This window comes from Acidovorax sp. NB1, from assembly GCF_005405905.1.
In the GTDB taxonomy this organism is placed as follows: Bacteria; Pseudomonadota; Gammaproteobacteria; order Burkholderiales; family Burkholderiaceae_C; genus Acidovorax.
In genome coordinates, this window is record NZ_BJHU01000030.1 from 142,196 (window position 1) to 167,907 (window position 25,712).

The following is a 25,712-nucleotide window of genomic DNA, read 5'->3' on the forward strand; positions in this document are numbered from 1 at the left end:
TCAGGTGCTCTCGGTCAGGCTCACGGTGTTGCTCTCGCGTGCTTCAGACGTGACAGTTACGCCAAAGCCATTGAGCGCAGCGGTTGCGCGGTTGGAGTGGCGGCGGATGCGCTTGATGTAGCCGTCCACCTCCAGCCCCACCCGTTCGGCATACCGATCGTTCACCTGGCCTGTGATGCGCACGTCGTCGGCGGCGGCTTCGTTGTCGCCATCGACCCCGATGCGCCAGCGCGCCAGTTCCTCGGCCAGCCGCTCCATGCGGGCGCGCTTGAGGTCGTTGGTGCGCCGCAGCTCGGTCAGGTAGTCGTTGTTGCGGCCGAACACGTCGAACATCAGGTTGATCTGGCCGAAGGCGTAATCCATGGCGGCGTCCAGCGCTTGGTCGCGCAGCTGCAGCACATCAACGATGGCTGCGGCCCGCAGCTGCTGCTTGGCGTTGTCGGCGTCGGCCTGCATCTGGGCGGCCAGGCGGGCGCCGCTCACCGCCATGCGCCGGGCGGCCTCGGCGGTCAGCGCAGCGCTAGCACCGGCGGGCATCGGCAGTCCATAGGCATTGAGCAGGCCGGGCACCTGCGCGGCGGCCGCCTGCGACTGCTGCAGGCGCTGGTGCTGCCCTACCCCGCCCAGCCCATCGCCACCGGCCATGACCCGGGCGTACCAGTCCAGCGCGGCCCGGAACGAGCCCGACAGCGGAGCCACCGCCTCCATGATCCGGGCGAACTCGCCCGCCCAATCGGCGGCCAGACGCTGCAGCGCCGCCGCCACGCCCTGGTCGTTGTCACCCAGCGCCGCGATGATTGCCGCGTTGGTGGCGCTGTCGCCCGGCACGAACGCGGGCAGGCTGTCCGCACCTGCCGCGCGCTGCGGCGCCTTGTCGAACACTGGCGCGGCCAGCGACACCGCCGCGTTCGCGCTCAGCTTGGCCTTGTCCCAAGCCAGCCCGAGCAGCCCGTCGAAGACGAGCGTGGGGTTCATTGCGTGACCGTTTGGCATCAGATTCTCCGTTTCAGCGGCACCACCTCAAACCGGATCGTGTCCAGCTCGAAATCGGCGCCGCCTTCGTTGTAAAGCTCAAAAGTGAAGTAGGACGCGCGCAGCCCTTTGCCCAGATCGAAACGCTGGGTGGCCTGCCGCGTGTCGGTGTGGCGCACGCGGTAGAGGTAGGCGTCTTTGCCATCCCCGGCGCGCAGGTACACGGCACCGCTGGCGCCCACGCCCACATACACGTTGGGCACGCTCTTGATCTCCGGCATCCCGAAATCGTGCTGGCCGAAGTGCAGGTGTGCCTGAATGGGCTCCCCCGCATCGTCATCGCCTTCCAGCTTGAAGATTCCCGATGATTTGGCCCCGTAGGCCACGCCATCAATGACCGCATAGCTATTAAATCCATAGCTCTCGTAACGGCTGGATGCGCCGGTTTCCGCGTTCACCGCCCAGGTTTCCGAGTCGTCCACGCCGTTGCTGGCCGTGGCCGGATCGCTCACCCACACCGCCTCGACCAGGGCCGCAGCGAACTCGCCCGACAGCGAGGCCAGCGTCTCGATGCTCAGGTCTTCGATGGTGGACACCCCGGCCAGGGCCTCCACCGTGATGAGCGCACCGGCCGTCAGCGTCTCGTTCATCGCCAGCACCACGGACCGCGTGGCGCGGAAGTCGCCCAGCAGGAATGGCCGCTCGATCATGTAGACCAGATCCGCCTCGGGGGCGGCCCAGCTGAAAGCCTCCATGGGGCGCATGCGCCCACGGCCTTCGGCATACGGGTGGTCGGCGGCCAGCAGGGACAATTCCTGCAAGGCCACATCGCCGCCGCCAATGGTGCCCGTCAGCCCCCGGCCCACGCCGATCATGGGGTAGAGGTAGCTGGAGCAGATGGCATAGGCAGGCGTCCACGCCTCGTTGTGCGCCTGGAGCGACAGGCCCGCCATGCTGCTGGCCATGCTGCCGCTGAGCTGGTTGGCGCCCCACACCGCCAGCGGCGCCATGGTGAGCGTCGCCCCCTGCGGCTGGGCCAGATCCAGCGGTCGCAGCACCAATTGCGCGAGCCCGGAAAAGCTTTGCACCTCGCCAATGGGGTGGATCATGGTGTTCATGTAGGCCCCGGTGTAGGGCTCGAACGCCGGGGACAGCACCCCATCGCCCGCAGCAAACAGGGCCGCGTCCATCCACACCTTGCCGTCGCTGGGCACCTTGCTGCGGTACAACACCGCGCCGTTGCGGTAGTACACAACGTCATTGCCCATGCGGATGATCTCGTACACATCGCCCGCCGCGTTCGTGCCCAGGTCGTCGGCCACGAGCACGCCCAGCTCGCGCACGCCGATCGCGCCTCGGTCGAAGGCCAGCGAATGGCTCATGTTGGAGAACCCATCGCCCTCTGGGACAGCGGCCAGGCCGACCACCACGCCGATGGAGCCCGCGCGCACGTTGAACCGCGCCACCAGGTTGCCCGTCAGGCTGGCCACGCTGAACGCGCTCGCATTCCAGCCCAGGTTGAACTCGGCTTCGGTGTAGTCCTCTGGCCGCTTGAGAGGCGGCGTGACCGCTTGCCCTGGGCGGGGCGGTACGTATTGCGGCCATGGCGGCACGTACACCGTGCCCCAATCAGTTGTGCTCATGGTGCGTCCTTGTTCAGCTCGTGCCGGGCCAGTTGAAGCCGGGCGGGGTGCCTGGTGGGTTCACCACGAACTCTCCCGGGCCGCCGTCGCCAGGCGCAACCCATCCGCCGGGCTCGTAGGGCTGGGCCGGGAGAGTGATGCCGCCGCTGCCCGTTCCGCCGCCGATGCCGCCGCCCTCGGTCTTGCGCAGCTTGATCAGGTCGTTGCTCACGTAGGAATCTCCTTGGTTTGGTCGTACACCCAGGGCAGCCCGGGGCACATAGCGGCCTCGCGCCCGCTGTTGTCCTCGATCACCACAGGGCCATACAGCTCCTGGGTGACATGGATGGAGGTGTTCGCGCGCAGATCGCTGATGGTCGCGTTCAGCGTCTGGCGCAGGGCCGTGTGGGACGTGCCATCCAGCTGCGCGTACCGTGGCAGCGCGAATTCCCCGCTGGGGTGGCGCTTCCAGGTCAGGCCCCGGTCCTTGCTGACCCAGAGCACGCCCTTCATCTTCGATAGGGCCCCGGGGTAGTCCACGCCGCCCGCCGTCGTGAAGCTGTTGAAGCGCGGGGCGCCCAGCACCACCACGGCCGCCAGCGTCTTCTCGTCCATGGCAAAGATGCGCACCACGGCGCGGGCATCCGCCACAGGCAGTGCACGGAATGACCAGGACCAGGAAGCTCCGTTGAACTCGGCCACGGCCAGCACGGTGCGCGGGTCGTTCAGCGTGACCGCCGACCCAGAGCTGAACCAGCCCATCGTGAGCCGAAAGGCCGCCCAGCGGCGGAATGGCACCACCTCCACCATGCTGGAGCGCGGCGACGCCGTGCGCATGGCGCCCGGGTACAGGTGCTGGTAGAGGTCTTCGTCCGTCACCTCAAACACCTGCTCCAGGCCCGTGGGCGAAGCGCGCAGCACGCGGTGGGTGTTGCACTGCCCGTAGATCGGCGAGGTGGTGGGGCTGAAACTCACCGTGCGCTGCAGCACCGCCGTCATCCAGACACCACCCTCCCCATCCGGCGCCACCACGTCCGTGGCTGAAAAATCCCCCAGCGCTGCGCGCACGGCCGCCATGGGCATCTGGGCCCAGCCCGCCCCGTTGGTGTCCGACCAGATCAGGCGCAGGTCGTTGGCGGGCGAGCGATACTGCAGGTCGCTGGGGAGCTTGACGGTGTAGGTGCCGCCGACGTTCACCACCTCCCACGCCTGCCCGGGGCGCAGCTGGCGCAGCGTGCGCAGCAGCAGGAACAGCCGCGTGGGCCCGGCGCGGTGCAGGTACAACTGGGCGGCAGCCGCGTAGAACTCCGGCCCCCAGCCCTCGGGGTCATCCCAGGTGACAGCCGACAGCGCGGGGTCGCCGCTGGTGGTGCGCATGCACGTCAGGCTGGCCACACCGGAGCCATCGGGGTAGATCGCGCCTGCCGCCGTGGCATACACCGCCGCCACGGAGACAAAGGCCGAATCGCCCTCCTGCACCAGGGCGGGGGGCGACACGTCGTAGTGCGCCGGCCGCTGGCGGTCCACCCAGGACACACCGGACCAGGGCCCGATGCGCATGAGGTTCGGGTAGTAGATTTCTGCGGGGTCGCCGTCGCGGTGCCACAGCAGCGGGCGGATGATGTATTCGTGGGTGATCGGGTCGATGGCGGGCTCTGCTGGCTGGGCTTCACGCAGGTCGTCCGCATCGGCCGTCAGGCCGGTGAGCGAGGGGCCCAGGCCGCAGAACGGACTGAACTCCAGCAACGCCCGGCTGGCCATGGTCGCGGGGTCCACGCTGAGCACGCGCACGGTGGTCAGTGCGGGCGCCCACACGCGCGCCATCAGGCGCATGTTGGTGGGGAACACGATGGTGTAGCTGGTCATCCGGTAGCCGACCAGCTTGCGCTCCGCGCGCCAGTTGCCCTCGGCCACCAGCTGCAGCCGCCCCCGGGGCAGCTTGTGCAGCGGCGCGCGCTTGGAGCGCAGCAGCCCGAGCCAGCCATTGAAGTCGAACACCGGGGCCCGCGCGCGCAGCTTCTTGGCGGCCGACACCTCCCACACCTGGCCGTCGCAGGCCATGGCATGGGTTCGGGGCAGCGGGCCAGACACGGGCGCCAGGCCATCGCCCAGCGACTGGTCATCACCCACCACACCCTCCCATGGGTTTTCTCCACCGGAACCCAGCACGCGCCAGCGGTCGCCCTGCGGCTCCCAGATGGCGAACAGCTGCAGGCCCTGGGGGCTGCGCCGCTCCAGCTCGCGGAACTCGCCCGAGATTTGCACACGGCTGGCCCCGTCGTCGTAGGTCATGAAGTCCGACCCGACGTTTTCCATAGAGGCCATGGCCTGCCGCTCGAAACCCGAATCGGCAGGCACCTGGTCGTGGATGCGGCGGATGGTCACAGCCGTTCCTCGCAGCCCACCAGCTTCTGCCAGAACGCGGTGGGCACCGTGCCCCCGCCCTCGTAGTCGTAAGTGAAGGCCACCATGGCGGAATCGCCCGCGTAGGCATCCTCCTGGAACGCGGCCAGGCTCAGGGCATCGTGGGTGATGGGCTGGGCACTGGGGGCGCCCGTCGCCGCCGTCACGGCGTAGGGGTAGAGCTTGCTCCAGTCGTAATCCACGGGGGTCACGCCATCTTCATAAAGCAGCCCGGTGAACAGCGCGGCGATAGTGGCAGCGGACACGATGGCCAGGTTCGCGCCCCCCGCATCCTTGAGGAACAGGCCCGCCGCCTCAAAGCTCAGCGACAGCGTGCCGGTCAACGCGCCCATCACCAGCGTGCCGGCGGCTGGGTTCACGAACCCGTCGAAGGTTTGGCCCTCCCGGTCGAAGGCCCCGATCATGATGACGGGCAGCAGGGAAGGCTCCGAGTAGCCGAACGCAGCGATCAGGCAGGGAGAGAACGGGCTGGGCCCCGTGCACATGGCCACCATCGCGTGCTGCGCGCCCGCCGTGAAATCCAGCTTCCAGCCAGGCGCACCGGCCACCGTGGGAGCTGGGTCCGGCCGCGCGCCATCCGCGAGCATGCCAATCGCCCAGGGCTCATCCACGGCATTGTTCGTGCACAGGATGCCGCTCGTGGACACTTCGCGCGGCGGCGAACCGCCGGGGACCAGCGAACCACCCGAATAGATCAGCACCTCGGCCATGGGCGGGCCTTAGAACGTGGGCAGGCTGGCGTTGTAGAAGTCGATCAGCTGATCCGCGCCCGCCGTCAGGATGATGCTGGACAGGTTCAGGTCGGCGCCCGACGTGCCCACCGTGCCCTGCAGGCGCCGCTGTGTCGTGCTGGCCGTGCCGTCATCGCCCGGGGCCACATGCCGGAAGAAAGTCGCCGTGCCGCTGGCGGCATTCACGCCCTTCCAGGTTTCCGACGCCTTCTTGGCAATGGCGCCATCCACGGCGTTGACCTCGAACTCGATCCCGCCGCCCGTGGCGTTATCGGAGATCGTGCACAGAAGCGTGGCGGCGCCCAGGGCGTCATCGGCAGTGGGCGGGATGGTGCCCGCGTAGATCTTGAGAAGGCCGTCCGCGAGCGCGGCCTTGAGGCTGCCCGAGTCGAGCATGTAGTTGCGCAGGCCTTTTGAGGACTTGAGGGGCATGGTGGCTCCTTAGATGGACAGAAACTGGAAACCGGCGTGCACGCGCAGCGCCAGGTCGGCGTCCACGTTCTTGACGGTAGGGAACTTCACGGCACTGAACAGCGTTCCGGTCGTGCCGCCCTTGGTGGAGTTGGTGGACATGAAGGCGCCGTACACCTGATCCGGGGCCGCGAACGAGAACTCGGCCTTGTTGGCGGTGTTCAGGATGGCGCCTGCCACCACGGCATCGGGCACGAACAGCACGCGCGAGGCTTGCTCGTAGTCGGTGATCTCGCCCGCCAGTGCGGGCAGCGTGGCGGCCGTCACCGTGGGCAGCGGGGTGTAGTCGGCGCCATAGAGCCCGATGTACAGATTCGCGGGGGCAGCAGCGCCAGCGAACAGGATGTTCGCCATCGCGTTCAGGCCCTCGGTGGGCACCAGGTTCTTGGCCACATCGCGGTGCAGCACTACACCAGTGCGCTTGTCGAAAAGCTCGACCACGTAGGTCGCGCCCATGTTGACTTGGTTCATAGGAGGGTTTCCTTTCTCACGATCTCGGCTTCCATGAATGAGCCAATCCCCGCCTTCGCTTCTCCGGGGTCGGAGAGCGTGGAAATCAGCTGCCGCAGGCCATTGCTGCGGCGGTAGACAGAGGCGCCACGGTCGGCGGTGCCCACCACCACGCGGCTCTCTTGAACATTGGTGATCTCGCCCGACTGGCTCAATGTGACCAGGCCCATCGGGCTCATCCAGGCAGCGCCACCGCCCGTTCCGGGCTGGTAGGTCAACGTGCCCTCCACGGCGCCGTAGTTGAGGGTTGCCACCATCGAGGCCGATGGCACGCCGCCGGGCAGGAAGTAGGTTTGATCCGCGCAGACGGCAATACCCGCCTCCACGCAGGCCAGCACCGTGATGCGGCCCGGGAACTGCATGAAGTTCTGCGCAGGGTCGTACAGGTGGGGAACGAAGGGCTCGCTGTAAAACAGCGTGTTGTGCACGGCCACCAGTGCGCGGTTGCGGTGGAATGCCACGATGTGGCCCGCAGGCAGCGCATCGAGGCGCCGCCCCTGGATCTCCACACCGAACTGAGGCACCCATGCGGGCGTTGGCCCGGAAACAGGGTGGTAGGAGCCCACGCGCAGGCCGTCCGAGAAATACACGGCCTCGTGCACCTCGGCAAAGCTCAGGGCGCTGGTCATGCCGTAGCCCTGGGCGATCTGCACGCGCTGCAAGGCCCCGGCCACGGGCCGCACGCAGAACACATCGCCCGCATCGGCATACAGCCCGAAGGCGCCGGAGCGCGGGGCCCAGAGCGAATGACAGTCCAGCCCAGCCTGGGCCAGGTCGAACCCAGCCCGGCGCCGCGCGCGGCCCTGGTTCGTCAGGTCCACGTTGACCGCGTTGCGCAGCAGGTCGCCCACGTCACGGCCGCCGCGCAGATCGTAGTCAGCGCGGCGGTTGTCCATCCCGCCGGGGAATGGGCCAAGGGTGGGGGTTGTGGCGGCCATGCCCGGTATGTTTCCGGGAAACCCCCTTTTTCCTTAGCCCTATGCTGGGCCCTGCGAAGTCTCCCGCGCCATGTCCCGCATCTGCTGGCGCAGCGCCTTGGGCGCCGTGTCGGCAATCCGCTGGGTCCGGTCCTTGCCCATTTCGCGCACGCGCTTCATCACATCGGGGATCTTCACCACGATGATCTGGTCCGGGTTGTTGCGGTTCCAGTCGGCCAGCCGATCACGCACCCGCTGCAGCGCGGCCTCATCCTTCTCAAACACCGCCTGGGCCCACTGCGCCTTGATGTCGCTGCTGGTCTGGACGTAGAAGCTCTTGGAGCGCTGCATGAAGCTGTTGGCCTCCTGCACCTCGGCCACGCTGCGCGGCTGGAACCCGAAGAACTTGGCCGCAGCTTCGGCCAGCGTGGTGTCCAGCACCTTGTAGCCCTTGGCGTCCTTGTAGATGCCGCTGAAACCCATGTCGATGCCCTTGGCCCAGTTGCGCACCGCAGCAGGAGACACCTCCAGCGCCGCGCCGCCCACATTGCCAGTCAGCAGCTTGCGCGCACCGGTGAAGCCGCGTGCCACCAGGTCGCCCGCAGGGCCCGCCACTTCCAGCAGATCCCGCTCGCGGCTTTGCTTGGACAGCAGAAGGCCGGTACCAGGGATCAGGTTGCCCATGCCCAGGCGGCCCGACACGTCGATGGGCGCACCAGGCAAGCCAGACACGCCGTTTTCCACAAAGTCGGCCAGCTCCTTGCCCACGACATCGCGCAGCGCCTGCTTGCGCCACTGTTTGGTGCTGACGTTGTAGCCCATCAGCTGGCCGGCGCCGTCGATCAGGTCTTCGGCATCCTCCATGAACGGCAGCCCACCGGCGCCGCCCATCAGCAGCAGCATGGCCACGGCCCAGCCCACGGCACGCTTACCCTCCGGGCCACCCTGGCTCCACATGCGGTGCATCAGCTCCAGGTAGCTGACAGAGTAGGTCTTGAAGGTGAACAGCGTCCCGCCGATGGCGCCGCGTGCCCACTTCGGCTTGTTGGCCTTGGAATAGACAAACTGCGTCTCCAGCACTGCGCGCTCGGCGAACTTCGCCGGGTCGGCCATGCCCTGCTCCTTGGCAATGCGGTAGGCGGCAATGAAGGTGCTGCGGCGGTTGAACTGCTCGGCCAGGGCAAAGGGCTGGCCCCATGCCACCTTCACGCGCTCCCAGTTGTTGGAAGCGGCAGCGCGGGCATCGCCCAGCTTGGTGCCATCCCCAGTGCGCAGCGAGCCCGTGCCCCGGGCCTGGGCCATGAGCTGGTGAATTTCCTGGGGCGAAACGATGCCTTCGGCCTCGGCCGTATGCAGCGCCTTGGCCAAGTCCGGCTCGTAGGCGCTGCGGCGGGTCATGTCGCGCACGGCGCCGGCCAGGTGCGAGGCTGCGCTGCGCATGCCCCCGTACTGCGACAGCCAGGGCATGGTGATCTGGAAAGGCTGGGTCATGTTGACCACGGCCGAAGCCACAGAGCCGCCCAGGTACTGCGCAAACAGCATGCCCCGGATGGCCTGGCCTTCTTCCTGGGGGTCTTGGATGTAGCTGCGCAGGCCCATGGCCACGTCGCGCAGCTCGCCCTGCTCCTTCGGAATTCCCTCGATGGCCGTCTCCAGCGTGCCCGCGTTCAGGCCACCGGCCGCCAGGCGGGCATTGGAATACACGAAGCTCGCCAGCACCCGGCCCACGTCCTCGCTGTAGCCGCTGATGCCCTTGCGGTGGATCAGGCGCTTGAGCGCGCTGTGATTGTTCTTGGCCAGCTGCAGGTAAGCCTGAAACGCCTTGTCCTTCGGGTCCGTGCCCTCGCCGCTCAGCCCCAGCATCTGGCCGAAGTGCTCAAGGCTTTCCGGGGTGACACCCTGGAACAACTTGAAAGCCTCGTCGCTCATGGTGCCCTGGGTGACGGTCGCGCCTGGGAATTCCTTCTCCATGGCGGCCTTCATCTTGTTGGACTCGTACATCGACTCAAACATGCCGAAATACTCGCGCGTGCCGTCCTTGCCCACCACATCCACGGTGTAGCGGCCGAAGCGCGACAGCGGCGCGTAGCCTGCGTCCATCAGCGCCTGTGCACGCTCGTGGCTTTTGACCACGGCGTTGTTCAGGCTCAGCACGCGATCGGCCTGGTCGGGGTACTCGCGCGCCTCGGCCTGCAGCGTGTCCGTGATGAGCACCATGGCGTCTTCCGCAGTGGCCTGCGCCAGCACCGCCTCGCGCAGGTCAGCGTAGCCATTGCCCAGGGCGCGCAGCATGTCGGCGCGGGCGGTCATGTCGATGGAGCGATCAATGGCCGCGCGCGCCTCCTGGTACAGGCTCACCTGCTGGGTGCTCAGGCCGAACAATTCTTTCAGTTCTTTTTGGGTCCAAACCACGCCCGGCTTGAGAATAGTGCTATCAAATTTATTGTTGATGATGGTGTTGTACTGATCCACCGGCAGGCCGCGCCACTCCTTGAGCATCTGCTCCTGGATCTTGCCGGTGCGCAGCAGGATCTGCGCCTTCTCGTCGGGCGTGGAGTTGCGGTACTTCGCGTTCAGCGCCTCGGTGGTCACGGGCGTGCCATCCACGTCGCGGGCCCACAGCAGCGTGCCCTCGAACAGTGGCTTGGCCACGGCCTGGTTGTCGGCGGCGGTGATGGGCTTTTTCTTGAGGTCGGCCAGCGTTTCCACCCGGGGCAGCAGGCGTGGCGCGCGGTCGGCCGCGTCGTTGCCCAGCATGGACACGTCATCAATGAAGCGCTGCGCGGCCTCGTACACCGGCTTGAACGCTGGCGAACGCTCGCCCAGGTTGCGCATGGTGCCCACGGTCTTGTCCCACAGCGACACCTTGCCCGCGTGCGTCAGCGTCTGGTGGATCTGCGCCAGCGCACTGTCTTTCAGGTCGGCTGCGCTGGAACGGCTGAAACGGATGTCCTGGTTGGCCCGGTCAGCATCACCAGCTCGGCTCATCACCGGCTGGCCACCACGCGGCCCGCCGTCAGGCCCCCCGCGCTCCACCCAGCCGCGTGCCGGAAGGATGTACGCCTGAATGATGTCGTTGTCCGTCAGGCGCAGGCTCTGGAAGCCTGGGACGTGCTGGCGCAGGAAGTTGCGGATAGCAGAAATCGCCCGCTGCACAAAGGGCAGCCGGGGATTCTTCTCGGCCATTTCTGCCAGGACTTCCTCGGCTGCTTCGCGCACGCTCAGGCTGTTCACCCCCCGCAGGCCGTATTCCTGCATCTTGGAGGCCACCTCAGCTTTGCGCATGGTGGCGATCTGATTGAGCACCTGGTCCAGGTCGCTGCCGAACTTGCCACGCAGCCCATGGTGGCCCAGCACCTCGTGGTACAGCACGCGCGCCGCATCGTTGGGCGTGTTCAGGCGAGAGGCCATCAGGTAGGCCTTGCCCCGGTAGTAGAAGCCCTCGGGCGCTCCGCGCGCACCGCCGCTGCGCTGGCGCAGGTCAGCCTTGCGGGCCGCCTCCGGGATGCGCTGGTCCTGCATGTCGAACGCCACAACCACCTCGGGAGCATTCGGCCCCCAGGCGGTACGGATGGCGTCCACCGTGGCCGAAACCGTGTCGATGGCCTGGCGCTGTGCGGCCTCGGAGTATGCCGATGGACGCCCCCGGGCCTTGAGGAATGCGCCCACGTCGAAGGGCGTTGCACGCCCCTCATCCTCGCGGCGGAAGGCAGGAGCATCGCCCGCCTCGGCATCTTCGGGGGTCGTTTGGGCGTCGCTCGGCGCTTTGCCCTCCAGCATGCCCACCAGCTCCCGCAGGCGCTCGCGCTTGGCAACCAGTTCCGCACCCTTGGGGAAAGTCTGGTTCAGCTGCTCGCGCAGCGCGGGCAGTTCCTCCTTCGCACGCGCCAGCTGGCGCTCCAGGTAGTCGGTGCTGCTGTTGGCCAGACGGCCGATGTCATCGAACAGGTCAGTGACCAGGTTGCGCACGTTGGCCGGCACTACGGACTGATTGACCGCGAACGAATTCAATCCACGGCTGGTGACGGTGGAGCCGTCCTCGTCCACCAGCGATACCGCGGCGTCGATCTGGGCGCCGCCCTTGCCGGTTTCTCGGGCCTGGGCGTCCAGCACCAGGTCGTAGCCCAGCATGCTGCCCACGGTGGCGGTGCGCGAGTCGCCGGGCTGAATGCCCTTGGTCAGCTCGTTGAACTTGGCGGCCAGCTCACGGGCAGCAACGGTGTGCTGGGCGATCAGGCGCCCGTCGATGGTCACATCGAATAGGGATGCGTCGCCCAGGGCAGCGCCAATGGCGGCGTCGATGCCATCCTTGTTGGTCAGGCGCGCACCATCCACAGAAATGGAGTAGCGGGCCGTGGGCTTGCCGCCCTGCTGCTGCTCGATGGCCTCGTTCACGGCGGTCATCGCGTCGCGCAGGCTGTCGTACTCCTTGCCCTCGATGCTCACGCGGCGCTCTGCCTTGCGGGCGTCGGCAGCCTCCATGGCTGCGTTGGCCTTTTCCTTCTTAGCGCGCTCGTCGGCAATGCGGCCGGGGTTGCGCTCGATGGCGCGCTCCGCGCTCTCCACAGCGTCCTCGATACCGAACATGCGGCGGCGGAATGCACGCTCCTGCAGCTCCAGCGTGGTGATCTCGGATTCCGTCTTGACGCGCTCCAGCAGCAGGGGGTTACCGGAAGCCAGGGCCGCCATTTCGGCCATGCCCACGGCTTCCTCGTCATCGAACTCCATGGAAAACGCGCCGTCATACTTGCGGATGCCGTTGATGGTCCGCAGCTTGGTCGCGTTCAAGTCCCACATCTTGGCGTCCACCGTGCGCTCGGTGGCGTAGGCCAGGATTTCCACCTCAAAGTCTGGGCGGAACAATGGATTGGGCTTTTCGGCCGTTGGTGGCGTGCTGAACAGGTTGCCCTGCCGGATAGCGCGGCCTTCGCGCTGCTCGATGTCGCTGGGCTTCCAGGTCACGTCCACATGGTGGAGCGCCACGATGCGCTGCTGCACATTGGTACCGGCGCCCATGCGCGGGGTGGAGCCGATCAGGACACGCACCTTGCCGCCGTTCACGCTGTCGAACAGCGCGGCCTTTTGCTCGTCGTTGTTGGCCTCCTGCACGAAGCGGATTTCGTTGGCGGGGATGCCCGAAGCGATCAGGTTGTCCTTGATCTGCTGGTAGGCGCTCCAAGGAGAGGTCTGCGCCATACGCAGCTCGGCAATCTCCTGGGGGTCGTAGCGGTCCAGGGCTTCCTGGGCTTCTTCAAACGCCTCCTGGTCATCGGCGCGCAGCGCGGCGTCGCGCTTGGCCACCAGCTCGTCATAGGCCTTGATGATGGCGTCGTCGCCCTTGGACTTCGGCACGGAACGGTCGAGGAACACCAGCTGGGTGCCCTGGTCGGCGTCCCACTTGTCGTAGATGCGCTTAATGTTCTCGCTCACCACCTGCAGCTTCCCGCCCTGCTCGGTACTGGTGCTGCGCGGGTCCACTGCGCGGATGTCGAGAGACAGCTTGCGCGCCCGGTCCATCAGGCGCAGACGCTCGGCGTTGCGCTCGTAGGGGTCTTCGATGCCGTCCAGGCCGTCGAACCCGTCCATCACATCCTTGAGGCCCTGCTCCTGGGCGGGCGTGGGCTTGACGGCCACCAGGTTGCGGTCCTTGCCTCCGGCCACCTTGGGCACGGGGAACTCTAGGCCCGGGTTGTCCTCGGCGTAGAAGCGCTTGATGTCGTCCAGGCTCACGGCGTCCGTGACCTGGTAGTAGAGATCCATCAGCGAACGCATGTTCGACCAGGTGCGGCCCAGGCGCGTTACCTGCTTGAGGCGGCCCGATTCGGTGGGCTCAAATGCCGGGGTCGCCTCAACGAACTGCGCGCGGAATGCATCAAAGTGGGACAGGCCCATTTCTTCCAGCGAATCAGCCGCCAGGTAGCGCAGCATCGTGAACATTTCCACTGCGCTGTTGCTGATGGGCGTGCCGGTTAGGAAGGTGACGCTGCCAGTGGGCTGCTCGCGCAGCACGCGCACCTTGTTGTAAAGATCGTTGGCCTTGCGCGATCCGGTCTTGTCGCCCATGCCGCGCACACCCGTCAAGTTGGACGAGTAGTACAGGTTCTTGAACTCGTGGGCTTCGTCCACGGTCAGGTCGTCAACGCCCAGCTGTTCAAAGGTCAGCAGGCGGTCGCGCACGCCCTCTGCCAGGCGGTCCATGCGCGCCTGGATCTTCTCGGCCAGGCGCTCAGCCTCCTTCACGTTGAACGGCTTGCGGCGCCCGTTGTCCGTGCCGTCCTCCTGTGCCTGCGCCCAGGCGTCCTCAATGGCGGCCTGCGCCTGGGCAATTTCCAGCTCAAGGTAGCGGGTTTCCGTTTCTGGCGCGATGCCAATGAACCCGAAGGACGAATGGGGAACGATCACGATGTCCCAGTCGCCCGTGGCGATCTTGCCGAACAGGCGGCGGCGGCGCTTGGCCTCGAAGTCCTTCTTGCCAGCGGCCAGCACCTTGGCGCCGGGGTACAGGCGGTACACGTCGGCGGCCCACTGCTCAACCAGGTGGTTGGGCACGGCGATCATGGGCTTGCGGGACAGGCCCATGCGGCGGCGCTCCATCGCGCGGGCGATGGCGGTGAAGGTCTTCCCCGCGCCCACGGCATGATCCACCAGCATGAAGCGCTCGTAGATGCCGCGCCAGATGGCATTCATCTGGTGGCGGCGCATCTTGAGGATGGCGTCGGGCACCTTGCCGGGCAGCTGCAGGTGCTGGCCATTGAACTGGCGCACCACGCGGGTGTTGAACTTCTCGTTGAACACGTCCACCAGCCGCTGGCGGCGCTCGCCATTCTTGAAAACCCAGTCGCCAAACTCGGCCTCAATCTCCCGCGCCTTGAGCCCGGCCAGGGCGGTGCGCTCCTTGTCGATGAAGGTGTTGCCGTCCGCATCGCGCGCGGTGACGGTCACTGCCTTGCTGTTCAGGATGCGGGTGATGATGTAGTCGGCCGGGGCGCCCTCGCTGCTCCAGTTCGTCCACTTGGGGCCGTCGCTGCCGCTCGCCGTCACGCTGAAACTGTTGGTCAGGGACGAAAAGCTCACGCGGGCCTTGCCGCCCACCAGGTGCTGCACGAAGTCCGCATAGATTTCAGGGGGCACCCAGGTCGCGCCCATGGTCACAGCCACGTTCTCGGCGGTCCAATCGGCTGGAATGATCTTCTCCAGCGCCTCGGCGTTCTTGGTCATGCCAGCGGCGCGCGCAGCGTTCAGCTTGCGCTTGACCATGCCGGACAGGTAGGCGTCTGCGGTTTCCCACTGGCCGGTTTCCGGGTCTTTGAACACCAGCGGGTCGGCCCCCTGCTGCAGCTGCTCCCCGGCCTGCTCCGGGCTCACGCCCAGGAGGCTGGCAATGCGCTCCATGTCCACGCGGCCGGATTCAGCCAGCGTGATGGCCAGGGCGTCCGATGGGCTGGCGGCCTTTGTCGCGGGCTCATACTTGGGCACCACGCGCTCGCGCAGGATCGGCGCTGGCGTTGCCTTCTCCTTCTGCGCCTCCAGGCCAGACCGTGCGGCCTGCTCGGCGGTGCGCTCGGGCTGGTAGTCCACCTCCAGCGCAGCGATCAGGCCGCCATCCGGCATCGTCATCGCCAACTTCATGTTGGTGGAAAGTCCCACCGGGCCGTTGGCCTTCACGAACGCCTCATAGGCGGCGGCCAAGCTCTTGCGGTTGCCCTCCATGACTGCGGGCACGGCATCTGCTGTCTCCAGCACCAGCTGGCGTTTGAGCATGTCGCGCAGGCCCACGAGCCCACTGAGGCGCTTCATGCCCAGCTTGCCCAGGCGCAGCTTCTCGGGCACGTCTTCGGGCTTGGCGTACACCTTGCGCTCGTACAGGTTCTTGCGCGTGGCCTCGCCCTTGGCGTTCACCGCCTTGACGTTCTTGCCCTGATCGTCCAGGACGGGCTCCAGGGAGTACCACTGGCCATCCGCGTTCTGGCTCAGGGATTCGTGCCATGGGCTGTTTTCGCCAACCTCCTGGTAGGCAAACTCGAAATCGCCCTCTGGCGTCTCGCGCTCGATGACGCGCTGCAGCTTGCCGTCCGGGTTGGCCTTGATGTGCCCGGCTTCTTCGTTGGCCACGGCGATGCGCAGCGCATCGCTCATGGACTTGTGGCGGGATGCAGTAGCGTCCAGCACATCCTGCTGGAAGTTCTGGATGCCCACGGGCAGGCGCTGCACCGCCGCGCTCAGCAGCTTGCCCAGCTCGGCCGGGTTGTCCAGGCGCACGGTAATGTCGGCACCATGCTGCATGGAGCCGGAGCGCTCCATGACGCCCAGGACGTTCGCCGGGTTCTCCGCAAAATAGGCGTTCACGTTCATGGGCTCGCCGCCCAGCGGGTCGGGCACCTTGACCGTTTCTACCCAGGACGGCACCAGCGCGGCGGCGGCAGCGTCCGCGTCCTTCTTGTTGGCCTTGAGCTTGTTGTATTCGGTGATGGCGGCCTGCATCGCGGCCTGCTCACCAGCGTCCATCTTCTGGAAGATCAGGATGTCCGTCACCACCTCCGTGCGGGCGTTCTCCTTGAATGCCGTATCAGGCAGGCGGATCGCGGCCACCAGGCGCGCCTGCGCGGCCAGGGCCAAGCGGCTGCTCTTGTCCTGCGCGTCCATGAGGTAGCGCGACACCACCATGGCCTGAATGCCGCCGGGGCGCAGTGCATCCATGCCGGCGCGGAAAAACTGGTTGTGGATCGAAACGCCCTGCAGCTCGGGCTTGAACTGGAAGCGCAGCGACTCATCCCCGAACGGCGGATTGCCGATGTTCAGCATAAAAGCGTTGTCGGCCACCGGCACCTTCTGGAAGCCGGAATGCAGCACGGTCGCCTGCGGGTACAGAGCCTGCCCGATGCGCGCGGTCAGGCTGTCGTATTCCACACCGACAAACCGATTGGCCATGTCCTTGGGCGCCAGGCCCAGGAAGTTGCCGGAGCCCATCGAGGACTCCAGCACCAGGCCGCCACGGTAGCCCAGGCGGCGCACCATGTCCCACATGGCGGATACCACCGTCTGCGAGGTGTAGTGCGCGTTGCGGGTCGAACGACGCGCGGCGGTGTATTCCTCTTTGGTCAGCAGTTCGCGCAGTTCCTCGCCACGCGCCTTCCACTTGTCCTTGAACTGGCCGGAAGTGGGGGCGGGGAAAGCGTTGGCCAAGCCGCCCCAGCCCACATAGCGGGCCAGCATCGCCTGTTCTTCGGGGGTGGCACGGCGGTTGGCCGCCTCGATGGCCTTGAGGGCACGGATCGCGGCCAGGTTGTCATTGAACTTCTGAACCTCGCCGCCCTTGCCCAGGCCCACCTCATCGGTGATCTGGAAGTCTGCAGCGGGGATGTTCGGGGCGCTGGCCTCGCCCCCGGGGACGGCTACGCGCCCATCTGCTTGCGGTACTGGCTCTCCAGCTGTGCCAGTTCCTTGCGCTCCCACGGCTCCAGATCGGCCTCGGGCTCGGGTTTTAGGAGCACGTACTGGCTCAACGCCACTTCCTCCGCTTCGTGCTGCCGGAAGCCCTGCGCCATCAACGACAGCACTTCCTGCTGCGCCTGCTTGCCCGCTGTCTGCAGCGCCTGCTCCAGCTCCCCGCCCGCCTTCAACGCGGCCACCTTCTTCGGCAGCCACTGCATCCAGTGCTTGCGGGCTTTCGCTTCGTACAGTTGTGCGCTCATCGCTGGGGTTCTCCTGCTCTGCATTATCAGCCTCGGCCTGTTCGGCAGCAACAACCGCCTCGTGTTGTTCAATCTCGCCCTTCGTTTCCACGTCGATGACCGCGCGCTTGGTGTCCGCGTTCGGCTTGCCCCCCGCCATGGCGATGTAGGCGCCTTGCAGGTGATCCAGCGTCAGCGCGTCGGCCGCCTCGTCGCCCAGGTGGGTGCGGATCTGGTCCAAGGCGAACTTAGCCGAATCCTTGAACTTGTGGTACCCCAGGCGGAATGCGGCATCCAGCACGCGCGTGAGCACCGGCAGCAGCTTTTGCTCCTGCTCGGGCACGATGTTCATGCGGGTGCCCTTGCCCAGGATGTCGCCCAGGTCGGCCAGGGCGTTCATGAGGTCGGCCTTGGCGCGGGTCTGGTCGGTGCTGGGCTTCTTCTTGGCCGCGGACTTGGGAGGCTGCGTTACTGGCGCTGGGGCGAGCACAGCGCGAATGTCCGCCGCCGAAAAATCATCGCCCAGCTTCATGGTGACTGAGCCCACCTGCGCTTCGGTCAGGCCCAGCGGGCGCAGACGATCAATCAGTTCAGCCTTGTTGATATTGTTGGCAACGTGCTCCCGCACAGCCTCAATCGCTGGATTCAGCTTGTCAGCATCCTTGCCTTGCATTTTGGCCGAGCGCGAATTCGCGTTTTCGCTCTCGGCAGCCGTCATGAACTCGGGTTTCAGCTCGCCGCGCTCGATTTGCATGCCCTGGCGCGTTGGGCGCATGGACACGGTTTCCTCGATGCGCACGCCGCCCTGGGCGTACCAGCGCACACCGTTCTTGTCCTGGCGAATCATCACGCCATCAGCGCGGCGGCCGACGATGGCGTTTCCGTCCTTGTCCGCTTCCGAATTGATAGCTGCAGGCGCTTGATTGGCGCTGGTACCCGCCTGTTTTTCCTGGGATTCTTTCTGCTCGTCGGCCTGGGCCTGCTGCACAGGCGCCATTGCCACCATTCCGCCATTCTTCATCAGTTCAGCGCTGGTCCGGGTCTTGCCTTTTTGGTGCCAGTCGCCACGTGCCGTCCACTCATCCTGACCCGTCTTTTCCCAGTACAGTCCCGTGGCCTCTGCAAACTCTGACGGACGAAAACGCGAACCGACAGGCATCTCGGCGGCCTTGCGGCCATCCTCAGCGGCACGAGCCTCTCCCTCTTTTTCAATAGCCTGTCTGGCCTCTACCAAACCTTGGCGCTGCACCGCCTTGATTTCCGCGTCCAGCTTGTCCATGGCAGGACGAATAAGCGCTTTTCCGCCTTCATCCGCCACGTTGTAACGACGCACAGCATCATTCCATTGCTCGGTCAGTGCTCCCAATCGTTGCTGGGCGCTAGGTGCGGCGGCATTCGGCTCCATCGCATCCGCCAGCTTGCGCTGCACATCGCGGTTCAGATCGGCCCAGGCAGCCCGGTGCACGTTCTTGCGCACGATGGGCTTGAGGTCAGCACGCTCGGCCAGGCCCTGGCGCTCGGCGGTGGGCATGCGCGTCCAGGCGTCACCCGTGCGAGCTACGCGCTGCGCGGGATCTTCTGCTTTCGGCGTAGCTTGCGCGCTTGGCGCTGCCGCTGCTTGCGCTCCAGGGTTCTCAGTCGGGGCGCCATCGGTCAGGCCTGCCGCTGCTGATTGCTGCGCGCCATTCGCGCCTGCGCGTCCTTGAGCATCTGTTGCTCCGCGTGCGTCTGCTGGCGCTGCGCCGACTTGCGATGGTTGCGCGCGATCTTGCTGGGCTTGGGCGGCTTGAGGGCCATTGCTGTTTCCTTCGGTGGTTGCGGGAATGGTCAGATCGGCCGGTACCGGGCCGGCGTCTTCGGTCAGGGAGGCAAAAGCGGCATCGGCGCGATCTGCACCAGGCACGGTGGCGCGCTGCTCGGCATCAAGCTCGGCCTGCAGCTCCTGCTGTTCGCGCAATGCGCGGCGGCGCCCCAGCTCCTGGGCCAGCTGCATGCGCACCTCGCGCGACTGGGCGCCACGGAAGGTGTCGGACAGCTGGGCATCGCTCCAGCTCTCCATTGCCGAACCCTGCGAAATCTCGCCGGTTTCCTGGTTCACGCCTTGCTGCTTAAGCGCTTGTTGCTCTTGTTTTTGATTGCCCCGGGCAGGCTTCTTGCCCTGCTTCTGCGCCACTTCTGCGGCTTGCGCCAGCGCGGCAGCCTGCTGCACCTGGTCGGATACGCCGGTATCGACGGCCAGCGCGGCGCTGGCAGACAGCGGGCCTGCAGCCGGATCGAGGCCCATGGCCACAGAGCGCGGCACGGTGGCACCGGTGGACTGGTAAATCTCGTCATCCGGGCTCTGCACAGCGCGCGATGCGTCCAGGGCTGCCTGGCGCTGCGCGGCGGCTTGGGCCTGCTGCTGGGCCAGCGCGGCGGCGCCATCGGGTGGCGTGGTCTGCGGCACTGCGGGCTCGCCCTGCTCCTGCTGCTGCAGGGCGCTCAGCTGGTCAGCGAACGCCTGCTGAATGCGGTCCATGCCAGGGTTGCGCACGGCAGCGCCCGGCTGCTCGCCACCTGCGGGCTGCGCGTTGCCGGGTGCTGCGCCAGGCTCCCCTGCCTTGGGCTGGCGGAATCCGTGGTAACCGGCGGCTGCGCCCCCCATTGCAGAGCCCGACAACACGCCCATGACCACGGCCGCATCCACGTCCGTGAGCCAGTCCTTGCCCAACGCGACGTTCTGGAACACCTGCTCGGCCACCGACTGCGGCAGTTCCTCCAGGAAGCCCTCGGCAATGGCGCCCTCCACCACGCGGCGGGGGATGCTCTTGGCGGCCTGCTGCTGCACCAGCGGATTCACGGCGGCACGGGCCGCGTCATCCGCATTGGCCTTGGCCATGCCCTTGGTGCCCTGGGCCAGCAGGGTTTCAGCATCGCCAATGCCCAGCTTCTGGGCCACGCGCCCACCGAGCGCACCGATTGCAGCGCCAGCCACGCCGGTAGCCGCGGCAAGGCCCGATTGGGTGGGGGTCAGCAAACCATCCGGGGTTTCCTGGCGGATCTGCTCGGCCGCAGAGCCCGCCATCGTGATGCCCTCACCAGCCGCGCCCGCCAGCGCTGCACCAGCGGTGCCCATCTGGCCAAGTTTGGTGGCAGCCATCAGGCCGCGCGAGGCAACGCCACCGGCGCCCATGGCCGGAAGCGACTCGCCAACCGCACGCACGACCATGCTGGGGTTGGAAAGCGCCACCTTGGCTTTTTCTACGATGCCATCGGCTTGCTGGAACTGCTGGTTCTGCTGCTTGGTGGCGTCCGAGTCGAACAGATCGCTCGCGGCCTCCTTGGCTTGCTTGAACCGAAGGCCCACAGATCCACCCTCGTTCTCCAGGGCTTTGCCGACTGCGCCGCCGGTGGGGATGTCGAGCAGGCCAACCGCCGCTTCCGGCACGGAGATAGCGCCACGGGCCGCGACCCCGAGTGCATCACCTACCCAACCCTTGAAACCGCGCGATGGCGGCTCAAAGCCAGCTTCGACATCGCTCAGGTATTTGTTGTCAGCTTTGGATTTGCTGCTGCCTGCGGCCGGTGCGCCAAAGCCTACTTCTTGGTCGGTCAAATGCTGTGGGTTCATCCCCCCACTCTCTCGCGCACAAGGGAAAGCGGGAAACCCTATGCTGGGGCCCGACCGTGGCGATGCATAGTCCCCTGCTACATTCCTTCCAGGAGGACCAGATGCAGATCGCCAACATCATCGCAAGCCTACTCGTCGCGCTTTGTGCCACCACAGCAAGCGCCCAAGTTCATCGCTGCAAGGACGCCACTGGTAAGCTGATTTTTTCCGACCGCCCATGTGAAGCCAGCCAATCGGGCGAAATGGTCCAGCGCAAGCGCACGCAGGGTGAAATCCTTCTGGAACGCGAGCAGGCCATGAACGCGGAGCAGCGAAAACAGGCTCAGCGGCTTGCGGAGCAAGAACGAGAGGCGGCCGACCAGCGGCGCGGCCTTCAAAATCCTCCTGTGGTCGGCAGTGCCACCAGCGACTGGCAACGACGCAAAGACGCAGAAAACGCGGCAACGACCTCCAGCAGCATTGCCAACAATCGAAGCCGATGGGATCAAAAGGCAGAAGCAGAGCGCGCCAGGGCGCGCCGGGAGGAAGCGCTTCGGACTCCCGCCCCAAACCCTCCCGCAATGATCACCAGCTGCAACGCTGGCTTTTGCTCCGACACCAACGGCAACACCTACTATCGGAACGGCAACCACCTGAATAGCACTGACGGGCGGACATGCACCATGCAGGCAGGCTACGCTCACTGCAATTGAAGAAGTTGGCTCCCCGGCGAAACGCTAGCCAACCAGCAGCCAACCCTTTTCCGTCCACTGGCCCAACTTCCCATTGGGCAGGGTGTAAGTCGTGCCAACCCGACGCTGCGAAGCATCTTGTGGCGCGGCTTGCCCTGCCGCCCCGCCCTGCCCATCCATCCGCTTCATTTCCCCCGTGCGCTCGTTCACCGCACCCAGGATGCTTTCGGTCTTGTTGCCCTGTGCATCCGTTCCGCCCTGCAGCGCCACGGCCTTCCAGCTATCGCCCTTGCCGCTGAGCGCCTGCAGCGCACCTTGAGCCTGTGCCTTCTGTTGCGGGGTCGAATTGGGGTTCGTGAGCACTTCGCGCAACTGCTCCTGCTGTTGCAGCGCCCGTGTCTGGAACCCGCGCGCCTCGATCTCGCTGTTCGCGCGCTTGCCCTCGATGTCCGCCCGGCGGCTATCGACCTGGAAGCCCCTAGCAGAACGCTCGTTCGCCCCGGTCTGCTGCACCTGCTCGCGCTGCAGCCCACCGTTTTCGCGCATGGCCGTCTGCTCCAGGCCGGCCTGCGCCTGCTGCGAAGCCTGGTCGGTGGCCAGGGCTGCCTTGTAGCCCGCCATCGCAACGGAATCGCCCGGCCCGCTACGGTCGAACTTGCCGCCATTGTTGGTGATGCTGGAAGCAGACGTGGCCGCATTCTCCAGAGCCTTGCGCGCGGCCCAGTCGTTGGTCGAGTTGCGCAGCACGGGAGTTGCAACGCCTGCTGGGGCAAAACCGACAGGCGCTTGGCTTTGCCGCCCGGCCAGCGCGTCGGCTGCGGCCATGTTCTGGGCGCTGATCTGGCCGCCATTGCGCGGCGCCGCACCGTTGATCGACACATCGCCCGACACATTGGTGCCCGAATAGCTGTTGCCCACGCGGGTGACAGCGCCTTGGGCGGGCGCTACGGCAGCCTGCGTCGGCGCCGTGGGGGCTGGAGCAGCACCAGGCGCTGGCGCAGCCGGTGCTTGGGCAGCAACGGGCGCAGGGCTGGCCGCAGTGGGCGCGGCCTGTTCCTGCGGTGCACTGGTGCCGTCCATGCCAAAAAACTGCTTCCCGGCATCCGCCACGGCAGGCGCGGCGGCGCGCCATGCACCACCCACCACGTCATCCACCACGGCCGGGCCGTAGGCCAGCGCTGCCCGGGCAGTCTCGCCTGCAGCAGCGCCATACCGGCCCTGGCTTGCCAGATCACCAATGGCCTTGCCCGATTCATTGAACACCGCGCGCGTGCCGGGCATGAAGCCTGCGACCAGGCGCTTCACCTCGCCACCATCCACAAAAGACTGGCGTTTCTCATCCGTCACCACGCCGCCATCCGCGTACCGCCGGGGCTGGAAACCAACAACGGGCAGAGTGCTCGGGCGCTGCGCTGCAGGGGGATACCCCGGCGCCTGGGACGCAGGGGCTGGAGTGAGTGTAGGTGCGGGCGGCGGCGCAAGAGCAGTCTGTGCCGCCCGGCGCTCTGGACTATCCATGATGGAGCTAGCCGTCACTTCGGTGCTGCGCTGAGCATTGCGCTCCGCCCATCCCATAGGGGCTGCAGGCGCTGGCGCAGGAGATGCGGCGGGCGCTGCAGGTGCCACAGTGTTCGTGGCCACGATGGTTGGTGCTGGAGCTGGCGCCGGGGCCGGTGCTGGCGTTGTCCAGGAGGTCGAGCTGACCGCGCCACCAGGGGCCTGGCCATTGACTGCAATACCGCCCGACACGTTCCCACCGCTGTAGCTGTTGCCCACGCGGGTGACTTCGTTGCCAACCACACCGCCATCCACAAAGAACTGGCGCGGTTCCTCCGGCTGAGCCTGGGGGGCGAATCCGCGCACCGGCTTGTGCGTTGCGTTCTTCATCTGGTCGAGGGCCTGCACCCCCACGGCATGCACCTGCTCGGGCGGCATCTTGAACTCGCCGTTGCTCAGGTTCACGGGGACCGACTTCTCGCCACCGGGCTTGAAGCCACGCGGTGCGCCCATGGATTCAAGCGCCTCAACGCCCACGGCATCGGTGCTGTCCGCAGGCATGATGTAGGTGCCCTGGGGCACTTCATCAGGCACATCGTCGGAAGTGCCAGAGCCTGGCCCGCGCACCAGGCCTCCATTGGCAAAGCCCGCCGCTTTTTCACGGCGTTCCACCGCCGTCATGCCGGAGTAGCCGGAAAGAGCTGTTGCGGTCCCGCCAGACGGTGCTGGGCTGGGAGCTGGGGCCGATTGCGCACGTTCAGCGACGGCGGCAGAGGCCTCCTGGTTTCGCGCCTGGGCTTTCGCATCGGCTGCGCGCAGCTCGTCAGGCGTGCGGGGCCGCAAGCCCAACATGCCCTTGATGGAGTGCACCACGCCGCCGTCTGCATAGTTCTTGGCTTTGGCACGGGCCTCAGCAGGTTGAAAGCCTCGCATGGAGCCTCCTTGGAATCTCGGTCTGTAACTGTCTTGGCCGTGCGGAAGCTATGGCAGCACAGCCACGTTGTGGTGCACCTCGTCCACACGTGTGGTGCGGCGCATGTCGCTGTCTGGCAGAGGGCCAAAGTAATCGGTGAACTCGCGTTCGGCCTTCTCGGAGCGCTGCGGGTCGAAGCCATCGCCGTCCGGGATGCCGTAGGCGCGATGCAAAGCCCACTGGATCAGGTGCGCGTGGTGCGCTGTGTGGATCTCTGGCTTCGCAGTCAGGTTTGTGCCGGTGAACTGCTTGAGCGGCAGCCGGTAGCACTCCAGCGCCAGCGTGTCGCCAGCGTTGAACCCGCCCACCAGGCGAAGCGTGGTGTCTTCCTGAATGGCGTACCGCGCTGGGCTGGGGTAGTCGCGCCAGTTCGAGAACTCCCGGTCCAGCCACTCGCGCGACTTGAGGAAGATCGTGCGTGGCTTGTCCGCACCGGCCGGGGGGATCAGGCGCAGGATGGCGATTTCAAACACGCTGTAGTGCAGCGGGTAGGTGTGCACCCCGGGGGCCAGCGTGATGTTGCACACGGCTGGGTTGGCGTCCTCGCGCAGCAAACGCCCGCGCACTGCCGCCTGGGCCTGCGCGTCGTTCAGCCAGTCGATGACATCCTCATCCGACCACAGGTACGGCTGCACCTTGTCATCGGCCAGCACCCGAAAGCGGCGGATCAGGTCGGCCAGCGTCATCAGTTGAGCCCGCCCTGCACCAGCGCCGTGACCTGGTTGCGCAGGTCATCGGCCTTGTCCTTCATGCTCAGCTCCACGCCGTAGTTCGCCTTGGCAAATTCAGCCAGTGCGCCCTTGGTCATCTGGGACACCTCCAGCAGCGTGGATTCGATCTGGTCGGCGGTCTTCTTCTGGCGCAGTTGCTGCTCGGCGGCAGCCTGCTTGGCCAGGGCCAGAGCGGGGTCGGTCTTGGAGTCGTCGGCCTTGGCCGCGTTCTGGGCGTCTGCGGGCACGCGCTTGAACTCCAGGTAGCGCAACAGCGCCTTGGCATCCGCTTCGGACACCAGCTTTTCATCGCCGGGCTCCCAAGCGTTGCGCATGGGGGTGCGGTCGGTGTACGGGGCCGTGCCCTCGTAGCGGATCAACTCAAACTTCATGGGAGCCTCCAGAAAAGGAGGCAGGCCGGTTACCCGGCCCGCCGTTCCTTACTTCACGCCTTCGGCAATGCCGAAAATCACCACCTCGATTTCCGAGGCCTCGGTGTTGCCAGCCGTCTTCACGGTCAGCGTCAGGTGCGCATCCTTGGGCAGCACCACGGCAGGGTTGGCCGTGGCATTGCGCAGGCGGGCAACTGCAGCCAGATTCAGGCCGGCACCAAAGTAGTCGGCGTCCTGGGGAACAGCCGTCTCGTCCACGCCGTCCTTGTAGGCAAAGCCCAGGTCGCCGGTGACGGTTGCGGTCATGCCGTTGACCACCACCACCTGGCTGTCCACGAAGCGAAAGCCAGCAGGCAGATGGCCCACCCGGATGACATCGTTCGCGGCCAGGGCGACGGCGGAATCGGAGTTGATGACGGAACCGTTCGCGGCCGTCTTGAGGACATAGCGCAGCGCGGTGAGGTTGCCCCAGGGCGTGTTGCCCAGCTGCACACCGTTGTCCGGGTTCTTCTTGGTAATGGTTGCCATGGTTGGCCTCCGT

General features: G+C 66.4%; 14 protein-coding genes. 1 reads left to right on the top strand and 13 read right to left on the bottom strand.

Annotated features, from left to right (window positions below):
* The 9 genes from AvAM_RS15800 to AvAM_RS15840 are packed head-to-tail and all read right to left on the bottom strand — an operon-like array spanning window position 1 to window position 20,928.
* On the bottom strand, window positions 1–993 hold the full coding sequence (locus tag AvAM_RS15800; RefSeq protein ID WP_137747930.1) for a hypothetical protein: 993 nt from the start codon (window positions 991–993) through the stop codon (window positions 1–3).
* Window positions 993–2,615: a hypothetical protein gene (locus AvAM_RS15805; RefSeq protein WP_137747931.1), complete on the bottom strand. Its 1,623-nt coding sequence runs from the start codon at window positions 2,613–2,615 to the stop codon at window positions 993–995. Before AvAM_RS15805 ends, AvAM_RS15800 begins: the two co-directional genes overlap by 1 nt.
* Window positions 2,616–2,628: 13 nt before the next feature.
* Window positions 2,629–2,826: a hypothetical protein gene (locus AvAM_RS15810; protein WP_137747932.1), complete on the bottom strand. Its 198-nt coding sequence runs from the start codon at window positions 2,824–2,826 to the stop codon at window positions 2,629–2,631.
* A complete protein-coding gene (locus tag AvAM_RS15815) occupies window positions 2,823–4,979 on the bottom strand; it encodes a hypothetical protein (protein ID WP_137747933.1) in 2,157 nt (718 codons plus the stop codon). Before AvAM_RS15815 ends, AvAM_RS15810 begins: the two co-directional genes overlap by 4 nt.
* Window positions 4,976–5,728: a hypothetical protein gene (locus tag AvAM_RS15820; RefSeq protein ID WP_137747934.1), complete on the bottom strand. Its 753-nt coding sequence runs from the start codon at window positions 5,726–5,728 to the stop codon at window positions 4,976–4,978. The genes AvAM_RS15815 and AvAM_RS15820 overlap by 4 nt, the downstream gene beginning before the upstream one ends.
* Before the next feature lie 9 nt (window positions 5,729–5,737).
* A complete protein-coding gene (locus AvAM_RS15825) occupies window positions 5,738–6,181 on the bottom strand; it encodes a hypothetical protein (protein ID WP_249368166.1) in 444 nt (147 codons plus the stop codon).
* A gap of 9 nt (window positions 6,182–6,190) precedes the next feature.
* Window positions 6,191–6,691 (bottom strand): hypothetical protein, encoded by a 501-nt coding sequence (locus tag AvAM_RS15830; RefSeq protein WP_137747935.1) that lies wholly within the window; start codon window positions 6,689–6,691, stop codon window positions 6,191–6,193.
* Window positions 6,688–7,668 carry a hypothetical protein gene (locus AvAM_RS15835; protein WP_137747936.1) on the bottom strand — a complete coding sequence of 327 codons (981 nt, stop codon included), beginning with the start codon at window positions 7,666–7,668 and terminating at the stop codon, window positions 6,688–6,690. The genes AvAM_RS15830 and AvAM_RS15835 overlap by 4 nt, the downstream gene beginning before the upstream one ends.
* Window positions 7,669–7,707: 39 nt before the next feature.
* A complete protein-coding gene (locus AvAM_RS15840; protein ID WP_171012254.1) occupies window positions 7,708–20,928 on the bottom strand; it encodes a PLxRFG domain-containing protein in 13,221 nt (4,406 codons plus the stop codon).
* A gap of 101 nt (window positions 20,929–21,029) precedes the next feature.
* Here AvAM_RS15840 and AvAM_RS15845 point away from each other — a divergent pair, with 101 nt between their 5' ends.
* Window positions 21,030–21,620, top strand: coding sequence for a DUF4124 domain-containing protein (locus tag AvAM_RS15845; RefSeq protein WP_171012256.1), 591 nt, complete (start codon window positions 21,030–21,032; stop codon window positions 21,618–21,620).
* 24 nt (window positions 21,621–21,644) lie between these two features.
* On the opposite strand, the gene AvAM_RS25710 is transcribed toward AvAM_RS15845, so the two are convergent.
* Genes AvAM_RS25710 through AvAM_RS15875 form a run of 4 tightly spaced genes read right to left on the bottom strand, consistent with a single transcriptional unit; the run spans window position 21,645 to window position 25,699 of the window.
* Window positions 21,645–24,029 (bottom strand): hypothetical protein, encoded by a 2,385-nt coding sequence (locus AvAM_RS25710; RefSeq protein ID WP_171012258.1) that lies wholly within the window; start codon window positions 24,027–24,029, stop codon window positions 21,645–21,647.
* 48 nt (window positions 24,030–24,077) lie between these two features.
* Complete coding sequence (locus tag AvAM_RS15865; RefSeq protein WP_171012260.1) at window positions 24,078–24,755, bottom strand: DUF6682 family protein; 678 nt, start codon at window positions 24,753–24,755, stop codon at window positions 24,078–24,080.
* Window positions 24,755–25,171: a hypothetical protein gene (locus AvAM_RS15870; protein WP_137747942.1), complete on the bottom strand. Its 417-nt coding sequence runs from the start codon at window positions 25,169–25,171 to the stop codon at window positions 24,755–24,757. Before AvAM_RS15870 ends, AvAM_RS15865 begins: the two co-directional genes overlap by 1 nt.
* Window positions 25,172–25,219: 48 nt before the next feature.
* Window positions 25,220–25,699, bottom strand: coding sequence for a hypothetical protein (locus AvAM_RS15875; protein ID WP_137747943.1), 480 nt, complete (start codon window positions 25,697–25,699; stop codon window positions 25,220–25,222).
* Between the last annotated feature and the right edge of the window lie 13 nt (window positions 25,700–25,712).